Source organism: Amorphus orientalis (assembly GCF_030814015.1).
In the GTDB taxonomy this organism is placed as follows: domain Bacteria; phylum Pseudomonadota; class Alphaproteobacteria; order Rhizobiales; family Amorphaceae; genus Amorphus; species Amorphus orientalis.
The window spans coordinates 107,792-129,058 of sequence record NZ_JAUSUL010000003.1; the positions used below are offsets into that span (position 1 = coordinate 107,792).

The following is a 21,267-nucleotide window of genomic DNA, read 5'->3' on the forward strand; positions in this document are numbered from 1 at the left end:
TCTCGGCGGCTGGCTTCATCGTGGCGACCAACCTTGCATCGAAAGGGAAAGGAGACGGACCAGCGGCCGGCGCCGATGATTCGTCACCCTACTCTCAAAACGCGTAGTCGGTGAAGATCTGATCGAGCTTGCCCTGCCAGGGACCCTCATAGAGATCCAGCATGCGCTCGGCCATGGTCCGGCCCAGGGCCACCACTTCTTCCAGCGGCGCGAGATACTGGGTCTCGTCGCTGCTGGAGCTGTTCATGCGCGCCCGCCGCTTGAGCCCCTCGCGGGACAGATCCAGGACATCGCGCGCCACATCGAGCATCGGCCGGCCCGCGATCTCGGCCTTGAGGCCGAGGCGGGGCACGCTGTCCCGCGCCGCCTGCCGCTCCTCCGCGGTCCAGTCCTTCACCATTTCCCAGGCCTGATCGAGCACGCCCTCGTCGTAGAGAAGCCCGACCCACAGCGCGGGGACTGCACAGATCCGGCGCCACGGCCCGCCGTCGGCACCGCGCATCTCCAGGAAGCGCTTCAGCCGCACCTCGGGAAAGATCGTCGAGAGGTGATTGGTCCAGTCGCCGATTGTCGGCAGCTCGCCCGGAAGGTGCGGCAGCCGGCCTTCCATGAACTCGCGGAAGGTGTGGCCGGTCACGTCGATATAGGACCCGCCCCGCTTCACGAAATACATCGGCACGTCGAGGCACCAGTCGACATAGGCCTCGTAGCCGAACCCCTCGTCGAAGGCGAACGGCATCATGCCGGTGCGATCCGGATCGGTGTCGCGCCAGATCTCCGAGCGGTAGGACAGGAACCCGTTCGGCTTGCCGTCCAGGAACGGCGAATCCGCGAACAGGGCGGTCGCCACCGGCTGCAGCGCCAAGCCGACCCTGAGCTTCTTCACCATGTCGGCTTCGCTGGCATAGTCCAGGTTCACCTGGATGGTGGCCGTCCTGTACATCATGTCGAGGCCGCGGGATCCGACCTTCGGCATGTAGTTGGTCATGATCTCGTAGCGCTGCTTGGGCATGCGCGGCATGTCGGAATAGGACCAGGTCGGCGCGACGCCGATGCCGAGAAAGCCGAGCCCGAGCGGTTCGGCGATCTGGCGCACCTGGGCCAGATGCGCGTTCGCTTCGCGGCAGGTCTGGTGGAGGTTTTCCAGCGGCGCGCCGGACAGTTCGAACTGGCCGCCGGGCTCCAGGCTGATCGCCCCGCCGCCCACCGGGTCCACCAACCCGATGATGGCTTCCCCGTCCAGGATCGGCTCCCAGCCCAAAAGGACTTCCATACCGCGCAGGAGCGGCGCGATGCCCGAGGGCCCGTCATAGGGAGCGGGCATCAGGGTATCGCGGAGAAAGCCGAACTTCTCGTGCTCGGTGCCGATCCGGAAGGCCTCCGGCGGTTTCTCGCCTTCAGCCACCCAGGCCGCCAGGGCGGCCGTGTCCTCGATCGGTGTGTCGTCGGTCGTGTCGCGCGCCATTCAGCGAATCCGGGAAATTGCAGGTTTGGCGCGGGACATTAGCCCCGCCCCAAGCTGGAAACAAACGAGTTCTCATGCACGAAATAGAGAACGTCCGCGATGGATGCGACTTCGGCCGCGCCGCAGACCGTATCGGCCTTACCGCCAGTCTCCGCAAGCCGCTTGAACCACCGCGAGCGCGGCGACCGCGGCCGTGTCGGCGCGCAGGATGCGCGGCCCGAGCGACACCGGCACGACCGCCTCATGGCCGAGCAGCATCTCGCGTTCCTCCCGGGAGAACCCGCCTTCGGGACCGATCAGGAGGCCGAGCGGCCCCGGCGTCAGGGCCAACAGGGTCTCGATCGGGCTGCCCACCGGCGCGCTTTCGTCGCAGACGATCAGCCGGCGGCCGGGTTCGTCCGCGCTCCACCCGTCGATCACCCGCTCCAGCTTGGCCGGCTCGCAGACCTCCGGCACCGCGATGACGCCGCACTGCTCGGCGGCTTCCACCACGTTGGCCCGCATCCGCTCCAGGTTGATGCGGGTCGCCTGGGTGTGCTGGGTGAAGACCGGCGCGAGGCGCCCCGCCCCCATCTCAACGGCCTTCTGGACCATGTAGTCGAGGCGCGCATGCTTCAGCGGCGCGAACAGGTAGACGAGGTCCGGCAGCTTCTCCTGCTCCCGCGTGCGCTCCACGCAGGTGAGCTCGGACGCCTTCTTCGCGACCTTCGCGATCCGGGCGCGCCATTCGCCGTCGCTTCCGTTGAAGAGCAGCACCTCGGCGCCTTCCGCCAGACGCAGCACGTTCCTGAGATAGTTCGTGCGGCCGGCATCGAGCGCGACGGAGCCGCCCTCGGCAAGCGGGGCGTCGACATGAAGACGCGGCGTGGTGAAGTCGTAGCGAGCCATGCGGAACCCGGGCTTTCGAAACTGGTCGGCACGCCCCCGTCATAGGGATGGCGACGGATTTGCGAAAGATCGGTGTGTTCGGCCGGCGGCCGAGACGCTAGTTTGCGGGTCGCCGGAAACACCGAATCCCTTCACCCGGACAGGCTGATGACCGACACAGAGCGCACCGCCTCCAACGCCGGCGAATTCACCGTTTCGGAGATTTCCGGCGCGCTCAAGCGCACGGTCGAGGATGCCTACGGCTATGTCCGGGTGCGCGGCGAGGTGTCCGGCTATCGCGGCCCGCACTCCTCCGGCCACTGCTATTTTTCGCTCAAGGACGAGAAGGCCCGGCTGGAGGCCGTGGTCTGGCGCGGCGTGTTCGGCAAGCTGAAGGTGAAGCCGGAAGAGGGCATGGAGATGATCGCCACCGGGCGGATCTCCACCTTCCCGGGCGCCTCCAAGTACCAGATCATCATCGACGCGATCGAACCGGCCGGCGCGGGGGCGCTGATGGCGCTCCTGGAAGCCCGGCGCAAGGCGCTGGCCGCCGAAGGGCTGTTCGACGCCGACCGCAAGGTGCGGCCGCCGTTTCTGCCCCGGGTGATCGGCGTGGTGACCTCGCCGACCGGCGCCGTGATCCGCGACATCCTGCATCGGCTCACCGACCGGTTCCCGGTCCACGTTCTGGTCTGGCCGGTGCGGGTCCAGGGGGAAGAGTCCGCTGCCGAGGTCGCAGCCGCCGTCGCCGGGTTCAACCGGCTTCAGGCCGGCGGCGCCATTCCCCGGCCCGACACGCTGATCGTGGCACGCGGCGGCGGCAGCCTGGAGGACCTCTGGGGTTTCAACGACGAGGCGGTGGTGCGCGCCGTCGCCGCCTCGACGATCCCGGTGATCTCCGCCGTCGGCCACGAGACCGACACCACCCTGATCGATTTCGTCGCCGACATCCGGGCTCCGACCCCGACGGCGGCGGCCGAGATCGCCGTGCCGGTGCGCTCGGAACTGGTGGCCGTCGTGGACGACCGCGCCCGCCGGCTCTACCAGGCTGAGCGCCGCCATCTGGACACCCGGCGCTCGGAGCTCAGGGCGCTCGCACGGGCAATGCCGGCGCCGCTGGATCTCGTCGCCTCCCAGCGCCAGCGCTTCGATCATGCCGGATCGCGGCTTTCCAGCGCCCTGTCGGCGGCGGCGTCGGCCCATCGGCTGGCACTGCAGCAATCGGCTGCCCGGCTGCGGCCCGGCCTGCTCAGGCAGTCGGTCCGGCTCGGCCGGCGCACCATGGACAATCTGTCGGAGCGATCCGCCCAGCAGTTCATCGGCACCGCGCGCCGCGCCCGCCGACAATTCGACCAGTGCGGCGAACGGCTGGCGCCGGGGATCCTGTCCCGGGCGCTCGCCGCCAACCGCAAGCAGTTCGACGACATCGGCCGCCGGCTCGACCCCTGTTACAGCCGCACCGTTTCCGCCCGGCGCGAGCGGCTCGACAATCTCTGGAAACTGGTCCAGGCGCTGTCGCATCAGGGGGTGCTGGACCGCGGCTTCGTGCTGGTGCGCGACAGCGAGGGCAAGGCGCTGACCCGGGCCGGGATGGTCGGCCCTGGCGAGGCCCTGCGTCTCACCTTCGCCGATGGCGACGTGGCCGCGGTTGCCGCCGGTTCCGCGCCGCCCCGTCCGTCTTCCAGAACCAAGCGCACGCCGTCGCCGAAGGATCCCCGCGATCAGGGAACCTTGCTGTAGGCTGTGTCGGCCATGGCGGACGGGTGGCGGCCCGCCACAGCGGACCAGTCGTCAGGCCGGCTGCTCGGGATGGACCAGCGCGCGCGAGCGCAGCACCGACAGGCGCCGCCAGGAAATCACGCCGTCGAGCCCGCCGGATCGGCCACGCTTCTTTCCGGCGAGGGCGGCAGTCAGCGCCTGGCGGTTGGCCAGCAGGCCCTGCTCGGGCACCGGAAGGCCCAGAAAATGGCCCCGGAGGGCGACATAGGCCTGTGACAGGCGCCGGGGACGGACGAACTCGTCGAAGGCGAACCGGAACACCGCGGTCTGCTCGCCGGCGCGGCCGGCCCGCTCCGTCCGTTCGATGAAGGCGCCGACTTCGTTCTGCCAGCCCGGCTCCAGCGAGACCGTGGGCTCCAGGACCAGCACCCAGCTTCCGCGCTCGATGGCGGCGATGCCGGCCTCGATCCGCGCTTCGCGCGGCTGATCCATGGCGATCAGCCGGCATCCGGCCGCGTCCGCGACCTTGGCGGTACCGTCCGTCGAGGCCCGATCGGCCACGATCACTTCCGAGACGACGCCGTCGATCGCGCCGGGCACGAGCGCCGCAAGGCACCGTGCGAGCGCGAATTCACTGTTGTGTGTCGGAATAATGACGCTCAGCATGGATCGTCTCATATCATGTTGCATCGCACAAAGCGAGCCCGGAGCGATCAACATTCACGCAGGCCGGCGCCGAAGACGGCATTTTACGTCGACATCCGGCGCATTCCGGCCTTTGGCGGTCAGACTTCCCCCCTCTCCGGACGATGACTTTTCAGGCAGCGGCCGGCGGCACCGGACTGGTCTCGCTGCATGGCCTCCTAGGAATATTCTCTCTTGCGGAACCTGTTTGTTCCTGTATTGTTCTCTTCACGCCGACGTTGAGTCCGGCGGCGAAGCGCCGCTGGTGGCGCCGCCCGGCCCGTCGCGCAGTCAGCCCCGTTGGTGTCCCGAACATCCGGGACCCGGGAACAGGAGAGGTGGCCATGAACGCCCCTTTGCGCCAACCGATCGAACCCGATGCCGCCGCAGGCGCCCTGATCGCCGATCAGGCGGCTCCTCTTGCGAAGAAGGCCCGACGCGCTCGCCCTGCCCGGCACGCGCCGGTCGAGACGCCGGCCGGTGACGCCCCGTTCGGGGGCCGGCTCGACAGCGACCGCCGGCGCTGCCGGGGCGCGGCCGTCAATCCGTCCGGACGCTTCGAGCCGACCGCGCTGGAGGCATTCGACGACGGCTGGGAAAGTCTTGGCGACCTGCCCGCCCTGAAGACGGACGTGCGGCTCGAAACGCCCCGGTCCGTGATCACGCGCAATGAGTCCCCCGATATCGGCTTCGATCGCTCGATCAACCCCTATCGCGGTTGCGAGCACGGCTGTGTCTACTGTTTCGCGCGGCCGAGCCACGCCTATCTGGGCCTCTCGCCCGGCCTCGATTTCGAGACCCGGCTGACGGCCAAGCCGGACGCTGCCGCCGTTCTCGAACGGGAACTCGCCAGTCCCCGCTATCAGCCGAAGACCATCGCGCTCGGCACCAACACCGATCCCTATCAGCCCATCGAGAAGGAGCACCGGATCACGCGGTCGATCCTGGAGGTGCTGGAGCGGACCAACCACCCGGTGGGCATCGTCACCAAGTCGGCGATGGTGGTGCGCGACATCGACATCCTGCAGCGCATGGCGGAGAAGGGGCTCGCCAGGGTGGCGATCTCCATCACCACCCTGGACCGCAAGCTCGCCCGCGCGATGGAGCCGCGCGCTGCCACGCCGGAGCGGCGGATCGCCGCCGTCGAGGCGCTGTCGGCCGCCGGCATCCCCACCAGCGTCATGGTCGCGCCGATCATCCCGGCCCTCAACGACGGAGAGATCGAGACCATCCTGGAGCGGGCCGCCGCCGCCGGTGCCCGGGAGGCCGGGTACGTGCTCCTCCGGTTGCCGCTGGAAGTCTCGGACGTCTTCAAGGACTGGCTGCTCCGGCACTATCCGGACCGGTACCGCCGGGTGCTGTCGATCATCCGGGAAATGCGGGGCGGCAAGGACTACGATTCGACCTTCGGCACCCGGATGAAGGGCGAAGGGCCGTATGCCTGGACCCTCGGACGCCGCTTCGAGCTGGCGGCCAAGCGCAACAAAATCAATGTCGAGCGCCAGCGGCTGCGGACCGATCTGTTCGTCAAACCCCTGGGAGACGGGCGCCAGCTGAGCCTGTTCTGAGACGGGACGTCGCGGGAAAACCCGGCCGACCGGGTTCACCCACGCGCGCGGAACAGGCACGATGGCGGTTCGATTCGCCGCCATCGTCCGGTCCGTGATGCCCGCAATCACCCTGCCCTCGCCGAGCCTTTTTCCCGATCCTGCCTTCGACCGGTCCGTGCGCCGGCGCTGCGACGGGCCGGTGTGCGGCGTCGACGAGGCCGGCCGGGGGCCTTGGGCGGGTCCGGTGGTCGCAGCCGCCGTGACCCTGCCGCGCAACACCCGGATCAAGGGCATTGCCGATTCCAAGGTGCTCAGCGCCGAGGCGCGGACGGAGCTCTACGCGAAAATCATCGCCCGCGCCGACGTCTCCATCACGATCGCTTCGTCCCGGCGCATCGATGCCATGAACATCCGGGCCGCCTGTCTCTGGGCCATGGCCCGGGCCGTCGCAGGACTGGCCGAGCGCCCGCGCCTCGCCCTGGTCGACGGCCGCGACCTGCCGCCGGGCCTGTGCTGTGACGGCGAGGCCGTCATCGACGGCGATGCCCAGTCCACCGTGATCGCCGCTGCGTCGATCGTGGCCAAGGTGACCCGGGACCGGCTCATGCAGCAGCTGGCACTCTCCTTTCCCGACTACGGCTTCGAGCGGCACAAGGGCTACGGCACCAAGGCGCACCAGGCCGCGCTTGCCGCCCATGGCCCGACCATCCACCACCGCCGCTCATTCCGCCCGGTCCGCGACCTCATCGAGGCGGCCGCAGCGCCTGCGTCTGGTGCCGCGTCCATCGAGATGACCGCAATTGAACCGGCCGTTTTCACCGGGTGTTAACCATACCGACCCGACAGTCTCGCGAGGCCACCGGTCCCGTTTCGGACCCGTTGCGTGTGCCGCCCGCATGTCCGTCGGAGTTCGTGTCAGATGCCTGCCTTGGGCCGAAAGTTTGGGAGCCCCCGTTTCAGGTCGCCGGAGCGCGCGCGGAACGGAGCGGACGATCCACAGGATATTCGCGACAAAAGCGCATCCGGTGCGCGCGAACGCGGTGACGGCTTGACCGGCGGCGGAAGGCGCGAGAAGGATTTCCGCGCTCACAACGTGCGCAAATGGCTCGCTGCGGGATCCCTTCAGGGGGAGATGGCCAACATCGCAGCGACCGTCGACCGTCTCGTTTCGGCCCTCGACACGCGTGATTCCATGACTGCTTCGAATTCGCCATCTGACGCAGGCCGCCGGACCCCGGATGCAGGCAACGAGGCGCCGGTCGAGGACAATCTGGCGTTCGGGGACGATGCCGATTTCGGCGAGATCGCCCGGCGCATCGCCGACTTCAGGCGCGCGCGCCCCGACCCTGTCGAGAGCCGCCACGAGGGTACCGCCCCCCCGCGCCGCGATCCTGGCGAGGCCGCCGCCGAGCGCACAAAGTCTGCGGGCGACCGCGCCCCGGGCTGGAACCTCAACTGGCGCAGCTATCTGGAAGACCGACAGAGCGCCGCAACGCCCGGGCGGGCGGCAGCCGACGACCGGCCGGCACCCGCGTCCGAGACGCGGCCATCCGAACCGGGTGCCCAGCCTGGCCAGTCCGCCGATACGCTTCTGCAGAACCGCCTCGCCGCCCTGAGGGCGCGCGCGTCCGGCACCGCCCGGACCGACGCACCGTCCGACGCAGCGCCCGAGGCGAACGCCCCAGCCTCCGGCACGGTCGCCGCCGCAGCCGCCCCGGCCGCCGAACCCACCGCCTCGGCGGAAGATCTGGCTCCGGCCGTCGCCTTCGCGAAGGCGCTTCTCAGCGAGACCGGACTGTCCGGCTGGCAGAGCGCGCCGGCCGCGCCGCCCGCGGGGCCCGAAACCCACGATCGGGTCCGATCCGAACCCGCCGCGCCGCAGCCGACGGAACCGGCTGCTTCCCATCCGGCCGCCGGATCTGCGACCGCCGGTCCGGCGGACGCCAAAACCCCGGCACAGGACACGGCAGGCGCGCCCGGCCACGACTATGCCGCCTGGGCCGCCCTCGCCGTCCTGCAGAAGGAGCAGGAGAGCGCGCGGGAGGAACGATCCGCAAGTGCGGAACGGGCGGAGCGCGCCGAACAGCTCGCAGCCGAGACCGCCTCCCGGATCCAGGAGCTCGCGTCCCGGCTCGGCCGGATCGGCGAGATCGACCTGGCCGCCCGGTTCGATACGCTGGAGGCCCAGCTGGTCGAGCACGCCGCGGCGCAGGAACCGCTGGACTTCGCTCCTCTCGCCGGCCACCTGGAGACCCTCGAACGCCGCTTCGACCGGATCGAGGATCGGCTCGAAGAGCAGCAGGACCTGTTGCCGCCCCCGGTGGACCTGGCGCCCATGGCCGAACGGCTTCAGGGCCTCGACGAGCGGTTCGACCGGCTGGAGGACCAGATCGACCGGCAGGAGCCGGCGCCGCCCGTGGACCTGTCACCCGTTCTCGACCAGCTTCACGCCGTCGAACACCGCATCGCCGAGGTCGAACGCGCCGCCTCCGAACGCCACGACGCCGTCTGCGAGCTTCTCTCCACGCTCTTGGACCGGATGAACGCGATGACCGATCCGACCGGCCGGCTGGACGAGCTGGCGGCGGATGTGGACGCCCTGGTCCGCCACGCCAACGCCCACGAGACCAACCTGCAGTCGCTCTCCATCCTCGCCGATGCGTTCGACCGGCTCGAAAGCCGCCTCTCCGACCGCCAGGAACCCGCCTCTTCCGCCACGTTGCCAGCAACGCCTGAACCGGCCTCGGGCCGGACCGGTGCCCGCAGGATCGCGCCGCAGGCCGACCCGGCCGATCCGGAAGAGTTCCTGCGCACCGTCAGCACCGCCCCGGCCCATCGGCAGCCCGCTCCGCGGGTGGAGTCCAGCGACGTTGGCCAGCGCTGGGTGCGCACAGGCCTGCAGTCGCTGAGCGCCGGTCAGGGCGCCACCCAGGGTCGGGCAATGTCGGACCGGGAAGCGATCCTCGCCCGGTACCGGCGGCAGGCAAAGGCTTTCGGCGACGCCGGCGAATAGCCGCGCGCGCCGGCCCAAGGTTCGCTGGCCCGGGAGGGCGCGGCATTGACAAGGTGCGCCGCACCATCGCTTAACTGCTGAGCGGCGCGCCGAACTCGGCGTGTCCGGACCTGTCCCCGGCACCCCCAGCCCTGCGAAGTCCATGGAGATCTACCTCCCCATCGCAGAACTACCGGTGAACGTGTTCACCGTGTTCGGCATGGGCGCTGCGGTCGGCTTCATTTCGGGCCTGTTCGGCGTCGGCGGCGGGTTCCTGCTGACGCCGCTGCTCATCTTCTCCGGTATTCCGCATCCCGTCGCGGTCGCCACCGTCACCCCCCAGATCGTCGCGTCCTCCGCCTCCGGCGCCCTGTCCTACTGGCGAAGACGGCTGATCGACGTGAAGCTGGCGGCCTTTCTTTTCATGGCCGGCGCGGTCGGGGCCACGATCGGCGCCTGGCTGTTCGCCTTCCTGGAACGGCTGGGTCAGCTCGATCTCGTGATCAGCCTGTCCTACACGGTGTTCCTCGGCTCCATCGGCACCTTGATGCTCACGGAGGCCGTCGGTGCCATCCTGCGCGATCGCAAGGCCCGGAAATCGGGACGCAAACCGCCGGCCGCACGCCGGTCGGGCCAGCACAACTGGATCCACCGGCTGCCGTTCAAAGTCCGGTTCCGCCAGTCGCGGCTCTACATCAGCGTCATCCCCGTATTCGTGATCGGCGGACTGATCGGGTTTCTGGGAACCCTCCTGGGCATCGGCGGCGGGTTCATCATGGTTCCGGCGCTTATCTATCTCCTCCGCGTGCCGACCAACGTGGTGATCGGCACCTCGCTCCTTCAGATCCTCGGCACGATGGCGATCGCCACGCTGCTGCATTCGGTCAACACCAAGACCGTCGACGTGGTGCTGGCGCTGATCCTCATGGTGGGCGGCGTCATCGGCGCCCAGTTCGGCGCCTCGTTCGGGCTCAAGCTCAGGGGCGAGCACCTGAGGGCCCTTCTCGGTCTGCTGGTCCTGGGCGTGGGCGTGCGCTTCCTGGTGAACCTGATGGTGGAGCCGGATCATCTGTTCACGCTCACGATCCTGGCAGGAGGAGGCTGACGCGATGTCTCCCGCCGGCCTCAGCCAGCGCGACACGGAGCTGCCCCGTCGCCTCGTTTTCCTCGTCCTCGTCGCGGCGATGGTTCTGGCCGGCGTCCGCACCGCGGCGGCCGAACGGGTGGTCGCCAGCCTGTCGGCGCCACGCGTGGAAATCACGTCGAATTTCGGCGGCGCGGAGATCAGCCTCTTCGGCGTGGTCGAACGGGACGGGCAGACCATCGCCCGGCGCGGCGGCTATCAGGTCATCGTGACCATCGCCGGCCCGGCGGAAGACATCATGATCCGGGAAACGGAACGCTTTGCCGGCATCTGGATTTCCGGCGACGCCCAGCGTTTCCCGGACGTGCCGTCCTTCTACGCCGTACAGTCGACAGGACCGATCGACGAGATCGTGCCCAGCCTGATCGCCCGCCGCCTGAAACTCGGCCTGCTCTATGTGGGCCACACCGGCCAGCCGCGCGGCAGCCTGGGCGCGCGCGAGCCGTTCCGCGAGGCGCTGGTCAACCTGAAGCGCGAGCAAGGCCTCTATCTCGAACAGGAAGGGGCGGTCCAGTTCATGACCGACAGCTTCTTCCGCAGCACCGTCGACTTTCCCGCAGGCGTACCGGACGGGCTCTATACGGTGGAGGTGCACCTGTTCGCAGACGAGGCCCATCTCGGCACCACGAAGCTCGAGCTTCTGGTCGCCAAGATCGGCTTTGAGCAGCGCATGTTCGAGTTCGCCCAGGACGATCCGTGGCTCTACGGCCTTTTCGTTGTCGCGCTGGCGATCTTCACCGGCTGGCTCGGTGGCGTCGTGTTCAGACGCGACTGAGCAATGCCGCTCGTTCGGACGGATTCTGTTTGAACGGGAGATGCTCTAGGGTGCCCTCGGCAGGACCCGCCCCGGGGCTGCAACCCACCATTCGAGGGAGAGCGCACATGGCAACCGCTTCCGGACCGTCGACGCGGGGAGTTCCACATCTGGCCCGCACGATTTCACTTGTCGGCGCGATTCCGTTCGCCGCAGGCGCCGCGCTTCTGTGGATCGGCGCGATCGGCGGCCTGACCGGCGAGTTCGTGTCCGTCGCCCTGAAGGGGTATTCCGCCGTCATACTGTCGTTTCTGGGCGGCGTTCACTGGGGGCTCGCGCTGTCCGCCGCCGATCCGGGAGCACGCAACCGGGAGCTGCTCTTCTCCATCGTGCCCGCGCTGGTGGGGTGGGTCGCGATCCTGTTCGTGCCCAAGGTAGCCCTGATGGTGCTCGCGATCGCCTTCCTGCTGCAGGGGCTTTTCGACACCTGGATCGCGCTGAAGGATCACGCGCCGGGCTGGTATGCCCGCCTGCGGGCGGAGCTGACCGCCATCGTCTGCGTGCTGCTGCTGATCGCCTGGGCGGCAATCTGACGCTTTTGCGAGCCGGCGGAGGGACGGAAGGCAAAAAAAGAGGCGGCGCTCCCGAAGGAGCAGCCGCCTATTAAGTTAGACAATCTCGGAAAGACCAGCTCTCCGGATCGTCCACCTTCCAGAGGGGAACAGCTGCCTTCATCAACGAAACGCAGGGAGGAAACGCGCTTCGTGTCATCCATCAGCTGAGTGGAATTTGGACTTTTCGCGCTGCACAAACAAGGAGCACCAGTGCATGCCTGTCATGCAATCCATGCATCGGCATTGATCATGCCGGGGGCCGATACCGCTTTCGTTCACCTCTCATCGATCGATCGTCCCGGCTGGGGGCAGCACCGGGAGCCGTATCTTGCCCGCATGGACGGAAGCCGGGCAGTCACACCACCCAGGCTTCAATCCCTTGAGCAGGTTCCTTCGTCCGGCTCCGTCGGCCGCGTCAGGAACACGCGCTAGCGTGGCAGCGGGCGGTCCTTCGATTCCCGCATGGTAAGCAGCGTGGCGAAGGCAATCACGGCCGCGGCCATGGCATAGAAGGCGGGCGCCATGTGGGTGCCGCTGAGGCTGATCAGATAGGTGACCACCATCGGCGCGGTTCCGCCGAAGAGCGCGAGCGGAATGTTGAAGGCGACCGAATAGGCCGTCACGCGCACGTGCCGCGGGAACTGCTCGGTCATGGTCGTCGGCAGCGGGCCGGTGAAGCAGCCCATGAGCACGGCGAAGCCGAGCTGGCCGAGCAGGATCAGACCGAACGACTTCGACGCCAGAAGCACGAACAGCGGATAGGAAAACAGGATCATTCCCGCAGCACCCGCCAGCATCACCGGCTTGCGGCCGAACCGGTCCGACAGGGCGCCGAAGAACGGCACCAGCACGATCAGGAACGCGATCACGATGGTGTTGATGTCGAGGGCGGTGCCCTCCTTCACATCGTCGAAATCCACGATGAACGTGGTGAGATAGACGAAGGCGATATAGAAGCCGACCCCATTGAGGACGTTCACCCCCACCACGTGAAGCATGCTGCGCCAGTGATGGCGCACGGCGTCCACGATCGGGAATTCCGGTTCGCCCTTTTCGTCGAGTTCGGCGCCCTCGTGGGGATCGGACCATTCGACCTCGGCTTCTTCCAGGTGGCTGCGGAAGTAGATGCCGGCCACGCCCAGCACCAGTCCGAACAGGAACGGCACCCGCCACCCCCAGCTCCCCACGTCCGTATCCGGGACGACCGCCGTGACGATCGCGCCGGCAGCCGAGCCCAGGAGAATGCCCGCATTCGCGCCCACCAGGCCGAACGAGCCGGAGAGGCCGCGCCGGTCCTGGGGACCGTTCTCCACGAGATAGGTCACGGAGCCGGTGTACTCGCCGCCGACCGACAGCCCCTGGACCAGGCGCAGGAACGTCAGCAGCAGCGGCGCGGCCAGGCCGATCTGCTCGTAGGTCGGCAGGAAGGCGATCAGCGTGGTCGGGATCGCCATCATCGCGACCGACAGGGTGAGCGCCAGCTTGCGCCCCAGCTTGTCGGCGATGTGACCGATCACCAGCCCGCCGAAGGGACGCATGAGGAAGCCTGCCGCGAAAACCCCGAACGTCGCGATCAGCGCCGCCGTGGGATCGCCGGAGGGAAAGAACTGCTTCGCGATGATCGTGGCGAAGTAGCCGTAGATCGCGTAGTCGTACCACTCCAGCGTGTTGCCGATGGCACCCGCGACCGTCTTCCGCGACCAGTGTGCGAACAGCGATGATGACATGCCCGCCCCCCTTTCGTTCGTGGAAGGGGTCAGGCTAAGGACCGGATGGCCATGGGGCAACCGAAGCCCCCGGGATTCCCGGGGCGCGGATTTCTCTGCGGCCCGGACCTGCGAAGCCTGTTGCACTTCCCGGCCGATTTAAGTAAGGCATTGACAGCCGACAGATAACCTGTCGCGCATTGGGTGAAGTGACTCGGGAATACCGCCGTGCCCGTCGAGCAGACGATTCAGCTCCGGAATGCACAGTCCACGGACGCCGCCGGCGCCCGCACCCTTCTTCTCGGCCGTCTCCTCCTCCTTATCTGCCCCTGAGCGCTGGCGGCCCGTCCGGGCAGGCTCTCAGGGGACGACTGACGACGAGGCGAACCCACGCGACCCTCGGCAAAGCTGCATATGCGATAGAAATGCGCGGGCCGAGCTTGAGAAGGACGAGACCAGATGACCAACGAGACCCCGACGGTCGACGCACCGGCTGAAATCAAGATCTTCGACACTACCCTGCGCGACGGCGAACAGTCGCCCGGCGCCTCGATGACGCTCGAAGAGAAACTGCAGGTGGCCGAGGTGCTGGACGCCATGGGCGTCGACATCATCGAGGCCGGCTTCCCGATCGCCTCGAACGGCGATTTCGAAGCGGTGAACACCATCGCCAAGCGCGCGGAAAACTCCGTCATCGCCGGCCTCGCCCGCGCCGTGATGGCAGACATCGACCGGGCCGGCGAAGCCGTCCGCGATGCGCGCCGCGGCCGCATCCACACCTTCGTGTCGACGTCCCCGATCCATCTCCAGCACCAGATGATGAAGAACCAGGACGAGGTTCTGGACATCATCACCGCCACGGTCGGCCGGGCCCGCAACCTGATCGACGACGTGGAATGGTCGGCGATGGACGCGACCCGGACGCCGCTCGACTATCTGTGCCGCTGCGTGGAGACGGCGATCAAGGCCGGCGCCACCACCATCAACCTGCCGGACACCGTCGGCTACGCGACACCGGACGAGTACCGCGCCATGTTCGCGACGATCATGGAGAAGGTGCCGGGCGCCGACGACATCACCTTCTCGGTGCATTGCCACAACGATCTTGGCCTGGCCGTCGCGAATTCGCTGGCCGGCGTGGCCGGTGGCGCCCGCCAGATCGAATGCACGATCAACGGTCTGGGCGAGCGCGCGGGCAACGCGTCACTGGAAGAGATCGTGATGGCGATCCGCACCCGCGGCGACGTGCTGCCCTATCACACCAACGTCGACCCCAGCTATCTGATGCGCGCCTCCAAGCTGGTATCGACGGTGGCCGGCTTCCCGGTCCAGTACAACAAGGCGATCGTCGGCAAGAACGCGTTCGCCCATGAGTCCGGCATCCATCAGGACGGCGTCCTGAAGCACGCCGAGACCTACGAGATCATGAAGCCGGAAGACGTCGGCGTGAAATCCACGTCGCTGGTCATGGGCAAGCATTCCGGCCGCCACGCCTTCCGCGAGAAGATGAAGGAGCTGGGTCTCGAGCTGGGCCAGAACGCCTTCGAGGACGCCTTCCGCCGCTTCAAGGACCTCGCCGACCGCAAGAAGCACGTCTACGACGAGGACATCGAGGCGCTGGTCGAGGACCAGATGGCGATCGCCGGGGAGGCGGTGAAGGTGATCTCGCTGACCGTCATTGCCGGCACGAGCGCGCCCCAGAAGGCCATCGTCACCATGGAGGTGGACGGCCGCCACGTGACCGAGGAGGCCCAGGGCTCCGGCCCGGTGGACGCGACCTTCAACGCGGTCAAGCAGATCATGCCCCATGAGGCGCGCCTGTCGCTCTATCAGGTCCATGCGGTCACCGAGGGCACCGACGCCCAGGCCGAGGTTTCCGTCCGTCTTGAGGACGGCGGCCGCATCGCGTCGGGCCGCGGCGCCGACGTGGACACGCTGGTGGCCTCGGCCAAGGCCTATGTCGCCGCTCTCAACAAGCTGGCGATCAAGCGCATTCACGCCCAGGGCGTGCGCGAAGCGTCCTGATCGCGACAGCGCTCCGGCCATTCGGCCGGCCCGAGCGAACGGAGGCGGCGGACAATCGCGCCCAAGCCGCCTCCGCGACTATCCCGTTGTCGGTAGCTGACACATTTCCCGGCAATTGGCCTTGCCCTGTGGCCGAACTTGTCGCTAGAGCAATTCCTCTTCCTTCAGACCAGTGCGGCCCGAACGAAGAGGACGCCCTCCACTGATTGAATCTGGCGCTATTTCTTAATGCTCAGATGTTTCCATCTGAGTGGAAGAGACTCCAGGTCGCGTGCCTGAGCGTCACGTATGCGACTCGGCGGCAGGGGGCGCCGGCGGCATGTTTCTGGAACACAGTACGATCTTGCTGATGACGGGAGTGTGCTGCGGTGCGCTCTTCATCGTCACGCTGGTCGCCTGGCTCACGGAGCGGAAACAGCCCTTTCTCCTGACCTGGTCGCTGTCGGTCAGCGTGCTCCTCGCCTCGTCGGTCGCCTTCAGCCTGTTCGCCACCCAGCCGACGGTCTTTATCGGCTGGCTGGCGTCCTGGACCTCCGCCGCCGGCGCGGTCGGCCTCTGGCTCGCAGCCGTCCAGTTCGCCCAGGGTTCGACGCCTTTGTTCGGCGCGGGGCTCAGGTTCCTGGCAGCGATCCTCGGCCTCAGCCTCTTCGCCGCAATCGGCATGCCGGGTTCGATGCTCGTGGTGATGAACGCCACCATGGCCATCGTCCTGTTCCAGACGGCCGCCGTCTACTTCCAGGTTCGTCGATCCAGCATCTATTATCTGGTCGCCCTGTCCGGCCTCTATGCGGCAACCGCCGCCACCTTCCTGGTCTGCGGCCTGTCGCTTCTGTTCCAGTTCCCGGCCGACTTCCTCGGCATTCCGCGGACCATCTACGAGACGATCAACGGCCTGGTAGCGATCGTGACTCTGACCGGAAGCGGCGCCCTGTCGGTTGCCCTGGTCCACGAGCGCACCGCCAAGCGCCATCAGGCGGATGCGATGACGGATCCTCTAACCGGTCTCCTGAACAGGCGGGCGCTCCTGAATATCGGCCAGGCCGCCGGCCTGAGCGACGGGGCGGCGGCAATCGTCTTCGATCTCGACAATTTCAAGAGCGTGAACGACGCCTACGGCCACGACGTCGGCGATCTCGTGATCCGGCGCTTCACGGTCCTGTGCCGGCAGTCGCTCAGGGCGACCGATCTCGCGGCGCGCACCGGAGGGGAGGAATTCGTGGTCATCCTTCAGGGCGCCGATGCCGAGACAGCGATGGCCGTGGCGGAGCGCATCCGGGCACGCTTCGAGGCCGCCGAAATACGCAGCCCCAAGGGCCTGATCACCGGATGCACGGTAAGCGCCGGCGTCTTGGCGGCGCCGCCGGGAAGCGGGCTGGAGATCCAGGACCTCATCGCCAGGGCGGACGAGGCCCTCTACGACGCCAAACGGGCCGGTCGCAACCGGGTCCGTCTCATCGAGAGCGAAACGCCGGCGCAAGATCTCAGACTTTGAGCACGCCTTCGGCCACCACCACGGCGTGGCCGCCGATCCGCGCCGAATGAAGCGCGCCGGTTTCCGCGATGTCCAGCTCGAGCGAAATCAGCGAAGGGCGGCCCATCTCGAAGCCCTGCTCGATGAGGTAGCTGTGGCTTCCCGCGGTGAGTTGCCCGAAGCGATGCAGCACGCCTGAGAAAGCCGCCGCGGCCGACCCGGTGGCCGGATCCTCCGGGATGCCGTCCAGCGGCGCGAACATGCGGGTGTGGAACGATGCATCGGGCCGCTCCACCTCCGCACTGAAGATGTAGACGAGCCCGTTGGTCAGACCCGGCTCCGGGAAGAGATCGTCCCAGTGTTCCAGCCGCGGCTTGGCCCGGCGGACCGCATCGATCCCGTTCACCGGGACAATCAGGAACGACATGCCGGCGTCGGAGACCGCAACCGGAAAGTGCGAGAACCCGATTTCGTGGGTGGCGAGGCCGAGCGCCTGGGCCACGGTTTCCGTGCTCGGCGCGAGATCGGCCACGGTCGGAAGCTTCGGGAGATCGAATTCGGCATAGTGTGCCCCGTCCGGCTTCAGCGCGACCCCGCAGCGCACGGGCCCGACGCCTTCTTCCAGAACCACCACTGCGTCGAGATCCTCCGCCACCCCGTCGAACCGCTCGCTGGCCACATGGATCGCGGTTCCGACCGTGGGATGGCCGGCGAAAGGGATTTCGCGCGCCGGCGTGAAGATGCGCGCCCGGGCTGAATGAGCGGGGTTGTCCGCCGGCAGCAGAAAGACCGTCTCGGAGAGATTGAACTCCTTGGCGATCGCCTGCATGCCCACCGTATCCAGGTCCTCCGCATCGCGAACCACGGCAAGCGGATTGCCGGCGAGGGCGGTGTCGGTGAAGACGTCGAGGATGGTGTAGCGTCGGTTCATCGGAGCCTCTCGGGGGTGACGGCGGCGCAGCCTTCAGGCCGGAAAGAGATGGTGGACGATGGCGCGGGTGTAGCGGGGCAAGCCTACCACACCCGGATCGGATCGCGCGCGGATCGCGACGATCCCGGCCAGTTCCGGATCGGGATCGGCCGCAAGATGCGCCTCGATCGCGGCGACGAGATCGGCTGTGGTCTGCGCAAAACGCAGCACCTGGATGACGGCTGCATAAGGCGGATCGAGGAAAAGAAGGAGTTCGTCGCACCGCTCCGCATCGACCGCGCGGAGCCCGGTTTCCTCGGCGAGTTCGCGGGCGACCGAACCGACGAGGTCGACCCGCCCGCCGTGAACGTCCGAAAGGTCCGGCGTGCCCCCGACGAGCTTGACGGTTCCGGCGTCGTCGGTTCGGGCGCCCATCCGGCCGAGCAGCAGATCGCCGTCGGACGAGACGATTGCGGCGGCGCCGAACAGGTTGGCCAGCCCCGGAACGGGGCCGCCCCAGGCCAGGAAGGCGGAAAAGGTCGCGTAATCGACCGGGCGGGCGACCACCGAGAGGCGGTCACCCTCGACGGCGAGATCGTCGAAGAGCAGGACGGTCCCGTTGAAGAGCGCCGGGTTGGCCCTGACGGCTTCCGCCCAGCGCGCCGAAATGTCGGCACGCCGGTCGGATGCAAAGGCGGGCGGCTGATCGCGGAAGCCGATCTCCAGCGTTCGCAGCGGCCGGAGGGAATGGGCGCCTTCGGTCATGGCCGCCCTCCCCGGCGACGCGTGTCCTCGATCGGACGACGCGTCAGTTCTTCTCCTTGTCGACCAACGCCTTCTCGCGGATCCACGGCATCATCTCGCGGAGCTTCGCGCCGACCTCTTCGATCTGGTGGGCGTTGTTGCGGGCGCGGGTCGCCTTGAACGAGGTCTGGTTGACCTTGTTCTCCAGCATCCAGTTGCGGGTGAAGGTGCCCGACTGGATGTCCTCAAGGACGCGCTTCATCTCCGCCTTGGTGTCCGGCGTCACGATGCGCGGGCCGGTGACGTACTCGCCGTACTCGGCCGTGTTGGAGATGGAGTAGTTCATGTTGGCGATGCCGCCCTCGTAGATGAGGTCGACGATCAGCTTCACCTCGTGCAGGCACTCGAAATAGGCCATCTCCGGGGCGTAGCCGGCTTCCACCAGCGTCTCGAAGCCGGCGCGGATCAGCTCCACGAGGCCGCCGCACAGGACCACCTGCTCGCCGAACAGGTCGGTCTCGCATTCCTCGCGGAAGGTGGTCTCGATGATGCCGGCCCGGCCGCCACCGACGCCCGAGGCGTAGGACAGGCCGATGTCGTGGGCGTTGCCCGAGGCGTCCTGGGCGATCGCCACCAGGCAGGGCACACCGCCGCCGCGCTGATATTCGGAACGCACCGTGTGGCCCGGGCCCTTCGGCGCGACCATCAGAACGTCGAGGTCCGCACGCGGCTCGATCAGGTTGAAGTGGACGTTGAGGCCGTGCGCGAACAGGAGGGCGGCGCCCTGCTTCATGTTACCGGCGAGATGCTCGTTGTAGATGTCGGCCTGGAGCTCGTCCGGCGTCAGCATCATCACCACGTCGGCCCACTTGGCCGCGTCGGCGACGGACATCACCTTGAAGCCCTCGGCTTCCGCCTTGCGGGCGGTCGCGGACCCTTCGCGCAGCGCCACCGCCACCTCGGCCACGCCGGAATCGCGCAGGTTGAGCGCGTGCGCATGGCCCTGGCTGCCATAGCCCACGATGGCGACTTTCTTGCCCTTGATCAGATTGAGGTCGGCATCCCGATCGTAATAAACGCGCATGGCCGGGTTCTTCTCCTTGGATGGTTTCGCCGAACGGATGGGCGGCAGGCGGCCCAGTCTTGGTGTCGGACGCTGGTCGCGACGGGCGCCGGGCGAGGCCGGCTCCGGTCAGGTGATCGGTTCAAAATTCGGAAGCGGACGGCGCGCGGAACACCGGTTTCCGCTTGTTGTCGTCCTGCTCCGCCTGTAACGGCGAGCGTCGCGTTTTAGCGCTCCTGCGGGCGATTGCAAATGGGCGCGGACCGTGAAATCGGCCCAATCAGGATTTCACGAGGGTCAGCCGGGACGCCGCGCGGGTGATCGCCGTGTAGAGCCAGCGTTCGCGGTGTTCCTTGAAGGCGAAGCTCTCGTCGAACAGAACCACGTTGTCCCACTGGGACCCCTGGGCCTTGTGGACGGTGAGCGCATAGCCGTAATCGAACATGTCGGTGCCGCGCCGGAGCTGCCAGGGAATGGAATCCGGCCCCTCCTGAAAGGCCTGTTTCAGGACCTTGATCTTGGCCACCGGCGCACGCGGGCCGGCATCGTCGGCCTTGACCAGCATCTGGATCGACTGGCCGGGCTTGGTGGAAACGGAGGTGACGATCCAAAGGCCGCCGTTCAGAAGCCCCTTTTCCGGGTTGTTGCGCAGACAGACGAGCTTGTCGCCGGATTCCGGCAGTGCCTGGGTGAACCCTTTGAGCTCGCGCAGGCGGCCATTGTAGGCGCGCCGGGTGCGGTTGGTCCCCACCAGCACCTGATCGGCCGCCAGCACCAGATCCTGATCGACGTCAGAGCGGTGGATCACCGAGCTGTCGCCGTAGCGGCCGAATTCGATCTGCCCGCCCTCGCGCACCCGCATGGCCAGATCGATGATCGGGTTGTCGCGCGCCTGGCGGTGGACTTCGGTCAGCATGAAATCCGGCTCGGCATCGGTGAAGAACCCGCCGCCGGCAACCGGCGGCAGCTGGCCGGGATCGCCCAGAACCAGGATCGGCGTGCCGAACGACAGGAGGTCCTTGCCCAGGTCCTCGTCGACCATCGAGCATTCGTCGATCACCACCAGTGCCGCCTTGGCCACCGAGCTTTGCCGGTTGAGCGAGAAGGTCGGGGAGACCTGCCCCTCGTCGTCTTCCTTGGTCTCGCCCCGCGGCCGATAGATCAGCGAATGGATGGTGCGGGCCGTTTCCGCGCCCTTGTCGCGCAGGACCTGCGCCGCCTTGCCGGTGAACGCCGCGAACAGGACGTCGCCGTCGACCCCTTCGGCGATCTCGCGCGCGAGCGTGGTCTTGCCCGTTCCGGCATAGCCGAACAGACGGAAGACCTGGCTGTCGCCGCGCTTCAGCCACTTGTTCACCGCGGTCAGCGCCGCTTCCTGCTGCTGCGACCATTGCATGGGCGTGTTGCTCGTATCCTGCGATTCGCGCTTCGAACGGCGGCGAGTTTGCACGATCGACGCCACCGGGCCACCCCCGGCTCAAGCATGGCGGCTCAGATGGGCGAAAAGGCCTTGGAAACCGTATACTATTGCAAGGTGGTGGCTCTTGAGGCACCGATCC

At 67.6% G+C, this 21,267-nt stretch carries 17 protein-coding genes; 9 read left to right on the forward strand and 8 right to left on the reverse strand.

Annotated features, from left to right (window positions below; all coding sequences use genetic code 11):
- Positions 1-94: 94 nt before the first annotated feature.
- The gene (locus J2S73_RS14990) at positions 95-1,465 is read right to left on the reverse strand and encodes a glutamate--cysteine ligase (RefSeq protein WP_306886426.1); all 1,371 of its coding nucleotides are present in this window, start codon (positions 1,463-1,465) and stop codon (positions 95-97) included.
- 138 nt (positions 1,466-1,603) lie between these two features.
- Complete coding sequence (locus J2S73_RS14995; protein ID WP_306886427.1) at positions 1,604-2,353, reverse strand: 16S rRNA (uracil(1498)-N(3))-methyltransferase; 750 nt, start codon at positions 2,351-2,353, stop codon at positions 1,604-1,606.
- A 147-nt stretch (positions 2,354-2,500) separates the two neighbouring features.
- Between J2S73_RS14995 and xseA the strand changes: the two genes are divergently transcribed.
- The gene (xseA, locus tag J2S73_RS15000) at positions 2,501-4,072 is read left to right on the forward strand and encodes an exodeoxyribonuclease VII large subunit (protein ID WP_306886428.1); all 1,572 of its coding nucleotides are present in this window, start codon (positions 2,501-2,503) and stop codon (positions 4,070-4,072) included.
- Positions 4,073-4,123: 51 nt separating this feature from the next.
- Here xseA and J2S73_RS15005 read toward each other — a convergent pair whose 3' ends face one another.
- Positions 4,124-4,717 (reverse strand): glycosyltransferase, encoded by a 594-nt coding sequence (locus J2S73_RS15005; RefSeq protein ID WP_306886429.1) that lies wholly within the window; start codon positions 4,715-4,717, stop codon positions 4,124-4,126.
- A gap of 362 nt (positions 4,718-5,079) precedes the next feature.
- Between J2S73_RS15005 and J2S73_RS15010 the strand changes: the two genes are divergently transcribed.
- The 6 genes from J2S73_RS15010 to J2S73_RS15035 all read left to right on the forward strand — a co-directional run bounded on the left by J2S73_RS15010 (position 5,080) and on the right by J2S73_RS15035 (position 11,768).
- Complete coding sequence (locus J2S73_RS15010; protein ID WP_306886430.1) at positions 5,080-6,303, forward strand: PA0069 family radical SAM protein; 1,224 nt, start codon at positions 5,080-5,082, stop codon at positions 6,301-6,303.
- A 61-nt stretch (positions 6,304-6,364) separates the two neighbouring features.
- Positions 6,365-7,114 (forward strand): ribonuclease HII, encoded by a 750-nt coding sequence (gene rnhB, locus J2S73_RS15015; protein ID WP_306886431.1) that lies wholly within the window; start codon positions 6,365-6,367, stop codon positions 7,112-7,114.
- A gap of 303 nt (positions 7,115-7,417) precedes the next feature.
- Positions 7,418-9,298, forward strand: a complete 1,881-nt coding sequence (locus J2S73_RS15020; protein WP_306886432.1) for a hypothetical protein — start codon at positions 7,418-7,420, stop codon at positions 9,296-9,298.
- A 142-nt stretch (positions 9,299-9,440) separates the two neighbouring features.
- Positions 9,441-10,382 carry a sulfite exporter TauE/SafE family protein gene (locus tag J2S73_RS15025; protein ID WP_306886433.1) on the forward strand — a complete coding sequence of 314 codons (942 nt, stop codon included), beginning with the start codon at positions 9,441-9,443 and terminating at the stop codon, positions 10,380-10,382.
- Between the two features lie 4 nt (positions 10,383-10,386).
- Positions 10,387-11,196, forward strand: coding sequence for a TIGR02186 family protein (locus J2S73_RS15030; RefSeq protein WP_306886434.1), 810 nt, complete (start codon positions 10,387-10,389; stop codon positions 11,194-11,196).
- 107 nt (positions 11,197-11,303) lie between these two features.
- Positions 11,304-11,768, forward strand: a complete 465-nt coding sequence (locus J2S73_RS15035; RefSeq protein WP_306886435.1) for a DUF3429 domain-containing protein — start codon at positions 11,304-11,306, stop codon at positions 11,766-11,768.
- A 449-nt stretch (positions 11,769-12,217) separates the two neighbouring features.
- Here the strand turns inward: J2S73_RS15035 and J2S73_RS15040 are convergent, their stop codons facing one another.
- On the reverse strand, positions 12,218-13,516 hold the full coding sequence (locus J2S73_RS15040) for an MFS transporter (protein WP_306886436.1): 1,299 nt from the start codon (positions 13,514-13,516) through the stop codon (positions 12,218-12,220).
- 438 nt (positions 13,517-13,954) lie between these two features.
- On the opposite strand from J2S73_RS15040, the gene J2S73_RS15045 reads away from it, so the two are divergent.
- Both J2S73_RS15045 and J2S73_RS15050 read left to right on the forward strand, forming a co-directional pair.
- A complete protein-coding gene (locus J2S73_RS15045) occupies positions 13,955-15,520 on the forward strand; it encodes a 2-isopropylmalate synthase (protein ID WP_306886437.1) in 1,566 nt (521 codons plus the stop codon).
- A gap of 349 nt (positions 15,521-15,869) precedes the next feature.
- A complete protein-coding gene (locus J2S73_RS15050) occupies positions 15,870-17,012 on the forward strand; it encodes a GGDEF domain-containing protein (RefSeq protein ID WP_306886438.1) in 1,143 nt (380 codons plus the stop codon).
- On the opposite strand, the gene J2S73_RS15055 is transcribed toward J2S73_RS15050, so the two are convergent.
- The 4 genes from J2S73_RS15055 to J2S73_RS15070 form a co-directional block, all read right to left on the reverse strand.
- Positions 17,002-17,922 carry a PhzF family phenazine biosynthesis protein gene (locus tag J2S73_RS15055; protein ID WP_306886439.1) on the reverse strand — a complete coding sequence of 307 codons (921 nt, stop codon included), beginning with the start codon at positions 17,920-17,922 and terminating at the stop codon, positions 17,002-17,004. The two genes, J2S73_RS15050 and J2S73_RS15055, sit on opposite strands and share 11 nt — an antisense overlap.
- Before the next feature lie 33 nt (positions 17,923-17,955).
- Positions 17,956-18,666 carry an NUDIX hydrolase gene (locus J2S73_RS15060; RefSeq protein WP_306886440.1) on the reverse strand — a complete coding sequence of 237 codons (711 nt, stop codon included), beginning with the start codon at positions 18,664-18,666 and terminating at the stop codon, positions 17,956-17,958.
- Positions 18,667-18,709: 43 nt separating this feature from the next.
- The gene (ilvC, locus tag J2S73_RS15065; protein WP_306886441.1) at positions 18,710-19,729 is read right to left on the reverse strand and encodes a ketol-acid reductoisomerase; all 1,020 of its coding nucleotides are present in this window, start codon (positions 19,727-19,729) and stop codon (positions 18,710-18,712) included.
- A gap of 259 nt (positions 19,730-19,988) precedes the next feature.
- Positions 19,989-21,104, reverse strand: a complete 1,116-nt coding sequence (locus tag J2S73_RS15070) for an ATP-dependent DNA helicase (protein WP_306886442.1) — start codon at positions 21,102-21,104, stop codon at positions 19,989-19,991.
- Positions 21,105-21,267 lie beyond the last annotated feature (163 nt).

What these genes read in the sequence shown, in the direction of transcription:
- J2S73_RS15025 (WP_306886433.1), top strand. Translation starts at nt 9,441, where the DNA reads ATGGAGATCTACCTCCCCATCGCAGAACTACCGGTGAACGTGTTCACC.
- J2S73_RS14990 (WP_306886426.1), bottom strand. Translation starts at nt 1,465, where the DNA reads ATGGCGCGCGACACGACCGACGACACACCGATCGAGGACACGGCCGCC.
- J2S73_RS15055 (WP_306886439.1), bottom strand. Translation starts at nt 17,922, where the DNA reads ATGAACCGACGCTACACCATCCTCGACGTCTTCACCGACACCGCCCTC.
- J2S73_RS14995 (WP_306886427.1), bottom strand. Translation starts at nt 2,353, where the DNA reads ATGGCTCGCTACGACTTCACCACGCCGCGTCTTCATGTCGACGCCCCG.
- J2S73_RS15020 (WP_306886432.1), top strand. Translation starts at nt 7,418, where the DNA reads ATGGCCAACATCGCAGCGACCGTCGACCGTCTCGTTTCGGCCCTCGAC.
- J2S73_RS15030 (WP_306886434.1), top strand. Translation starts at nt 10,387, where the DNA reads ATGTCTCCCGCCGGCCTCAGCCAGCGCGACACGGAGCTGCCCCGTCGC.
- rnhB (WP_306886431.1), top strand. Translation starts at nt 6,365, where the DNA reads ATGGCGGTTCGATTCGCCGCCATCGTCCGGTCCGTGATGCCCGCAATC.
- xseA (WP_306886428.1), top strand. Translation starts at nt 2,501, where the DNA reads ATGACCGACACAGAGCGCACCGCCTCCAACGCCGGCGAATTCACCGTT.
- J2S73_RS15035 (WP_306886435.1), top strand. Translation starts at nt 11,304, where the DNA reads ATGGCAACCGCTTCCGGACCGTCGACGCGGGGAGTTCCACATCTGGCC.
- J2S73_RS15050 (WP_306886438.1), top strand. Translation starts at nt 15,870, where the DNA reads ATGACGGGAGTGTGCTGCGGTGCGCTCTTCATCGTCACGCTGGTCGCC.
- J2S73_RS15010 (WP_306886430.1), top strand. Translation starts at nt 5,080, where the DNA reads ATGAACGCCCCTTTGCGCCAACCGATCGAACCCGATGCCGCCGCAGGC.
- J2S73_RS15070 (WP_306886442.1), bottom strand. Translation starts at nt 21,104, where the DNA reads ATGCAATGGTCGCAGCAGCAGGAAGCGGCGCTGACCGCGGTGAACAAG.
- ilvC (WP_306886441.1), bottom strand. Translation starts at nt 19,729, where the DNA reads ATGCGCGTTTATTACGATCGGGATGCCGACCTCAATCTGATCAAGGGC.
- J2S73_RS15060 (WP_306886440.1), bottom strand. Translation starts at nt 18,666, where the DNA reads ATGACCGAAGGCGCCCATTCCCTCCGGCCGCTGCGAACGCTGGAGATC.
- J2S73_RS15040 (WP_306886436.1), bottom strand. Translation starts at nt 13,516, where the DNA reads ATGTCATCATCGCTGTTCGCACACTGGTCGCGGAAGACGGTCGCGGGT.
- J2S73_RS15005 (WP_306886429.1), bottom strand. Translation starts at nt 4,717, where the DNA reads ATGCTGAGCGTCATTATTCCGACACACAACAGTGAATTCGCGCTCGCA.
- J2S73_RS15045 (WP_306886437.1), top strand. Translation starts at nt 13,955, where the DNA reads ATGACCAACGAGACCCCGACGGTCGACGCACCGGCTGAAATCAAGATC.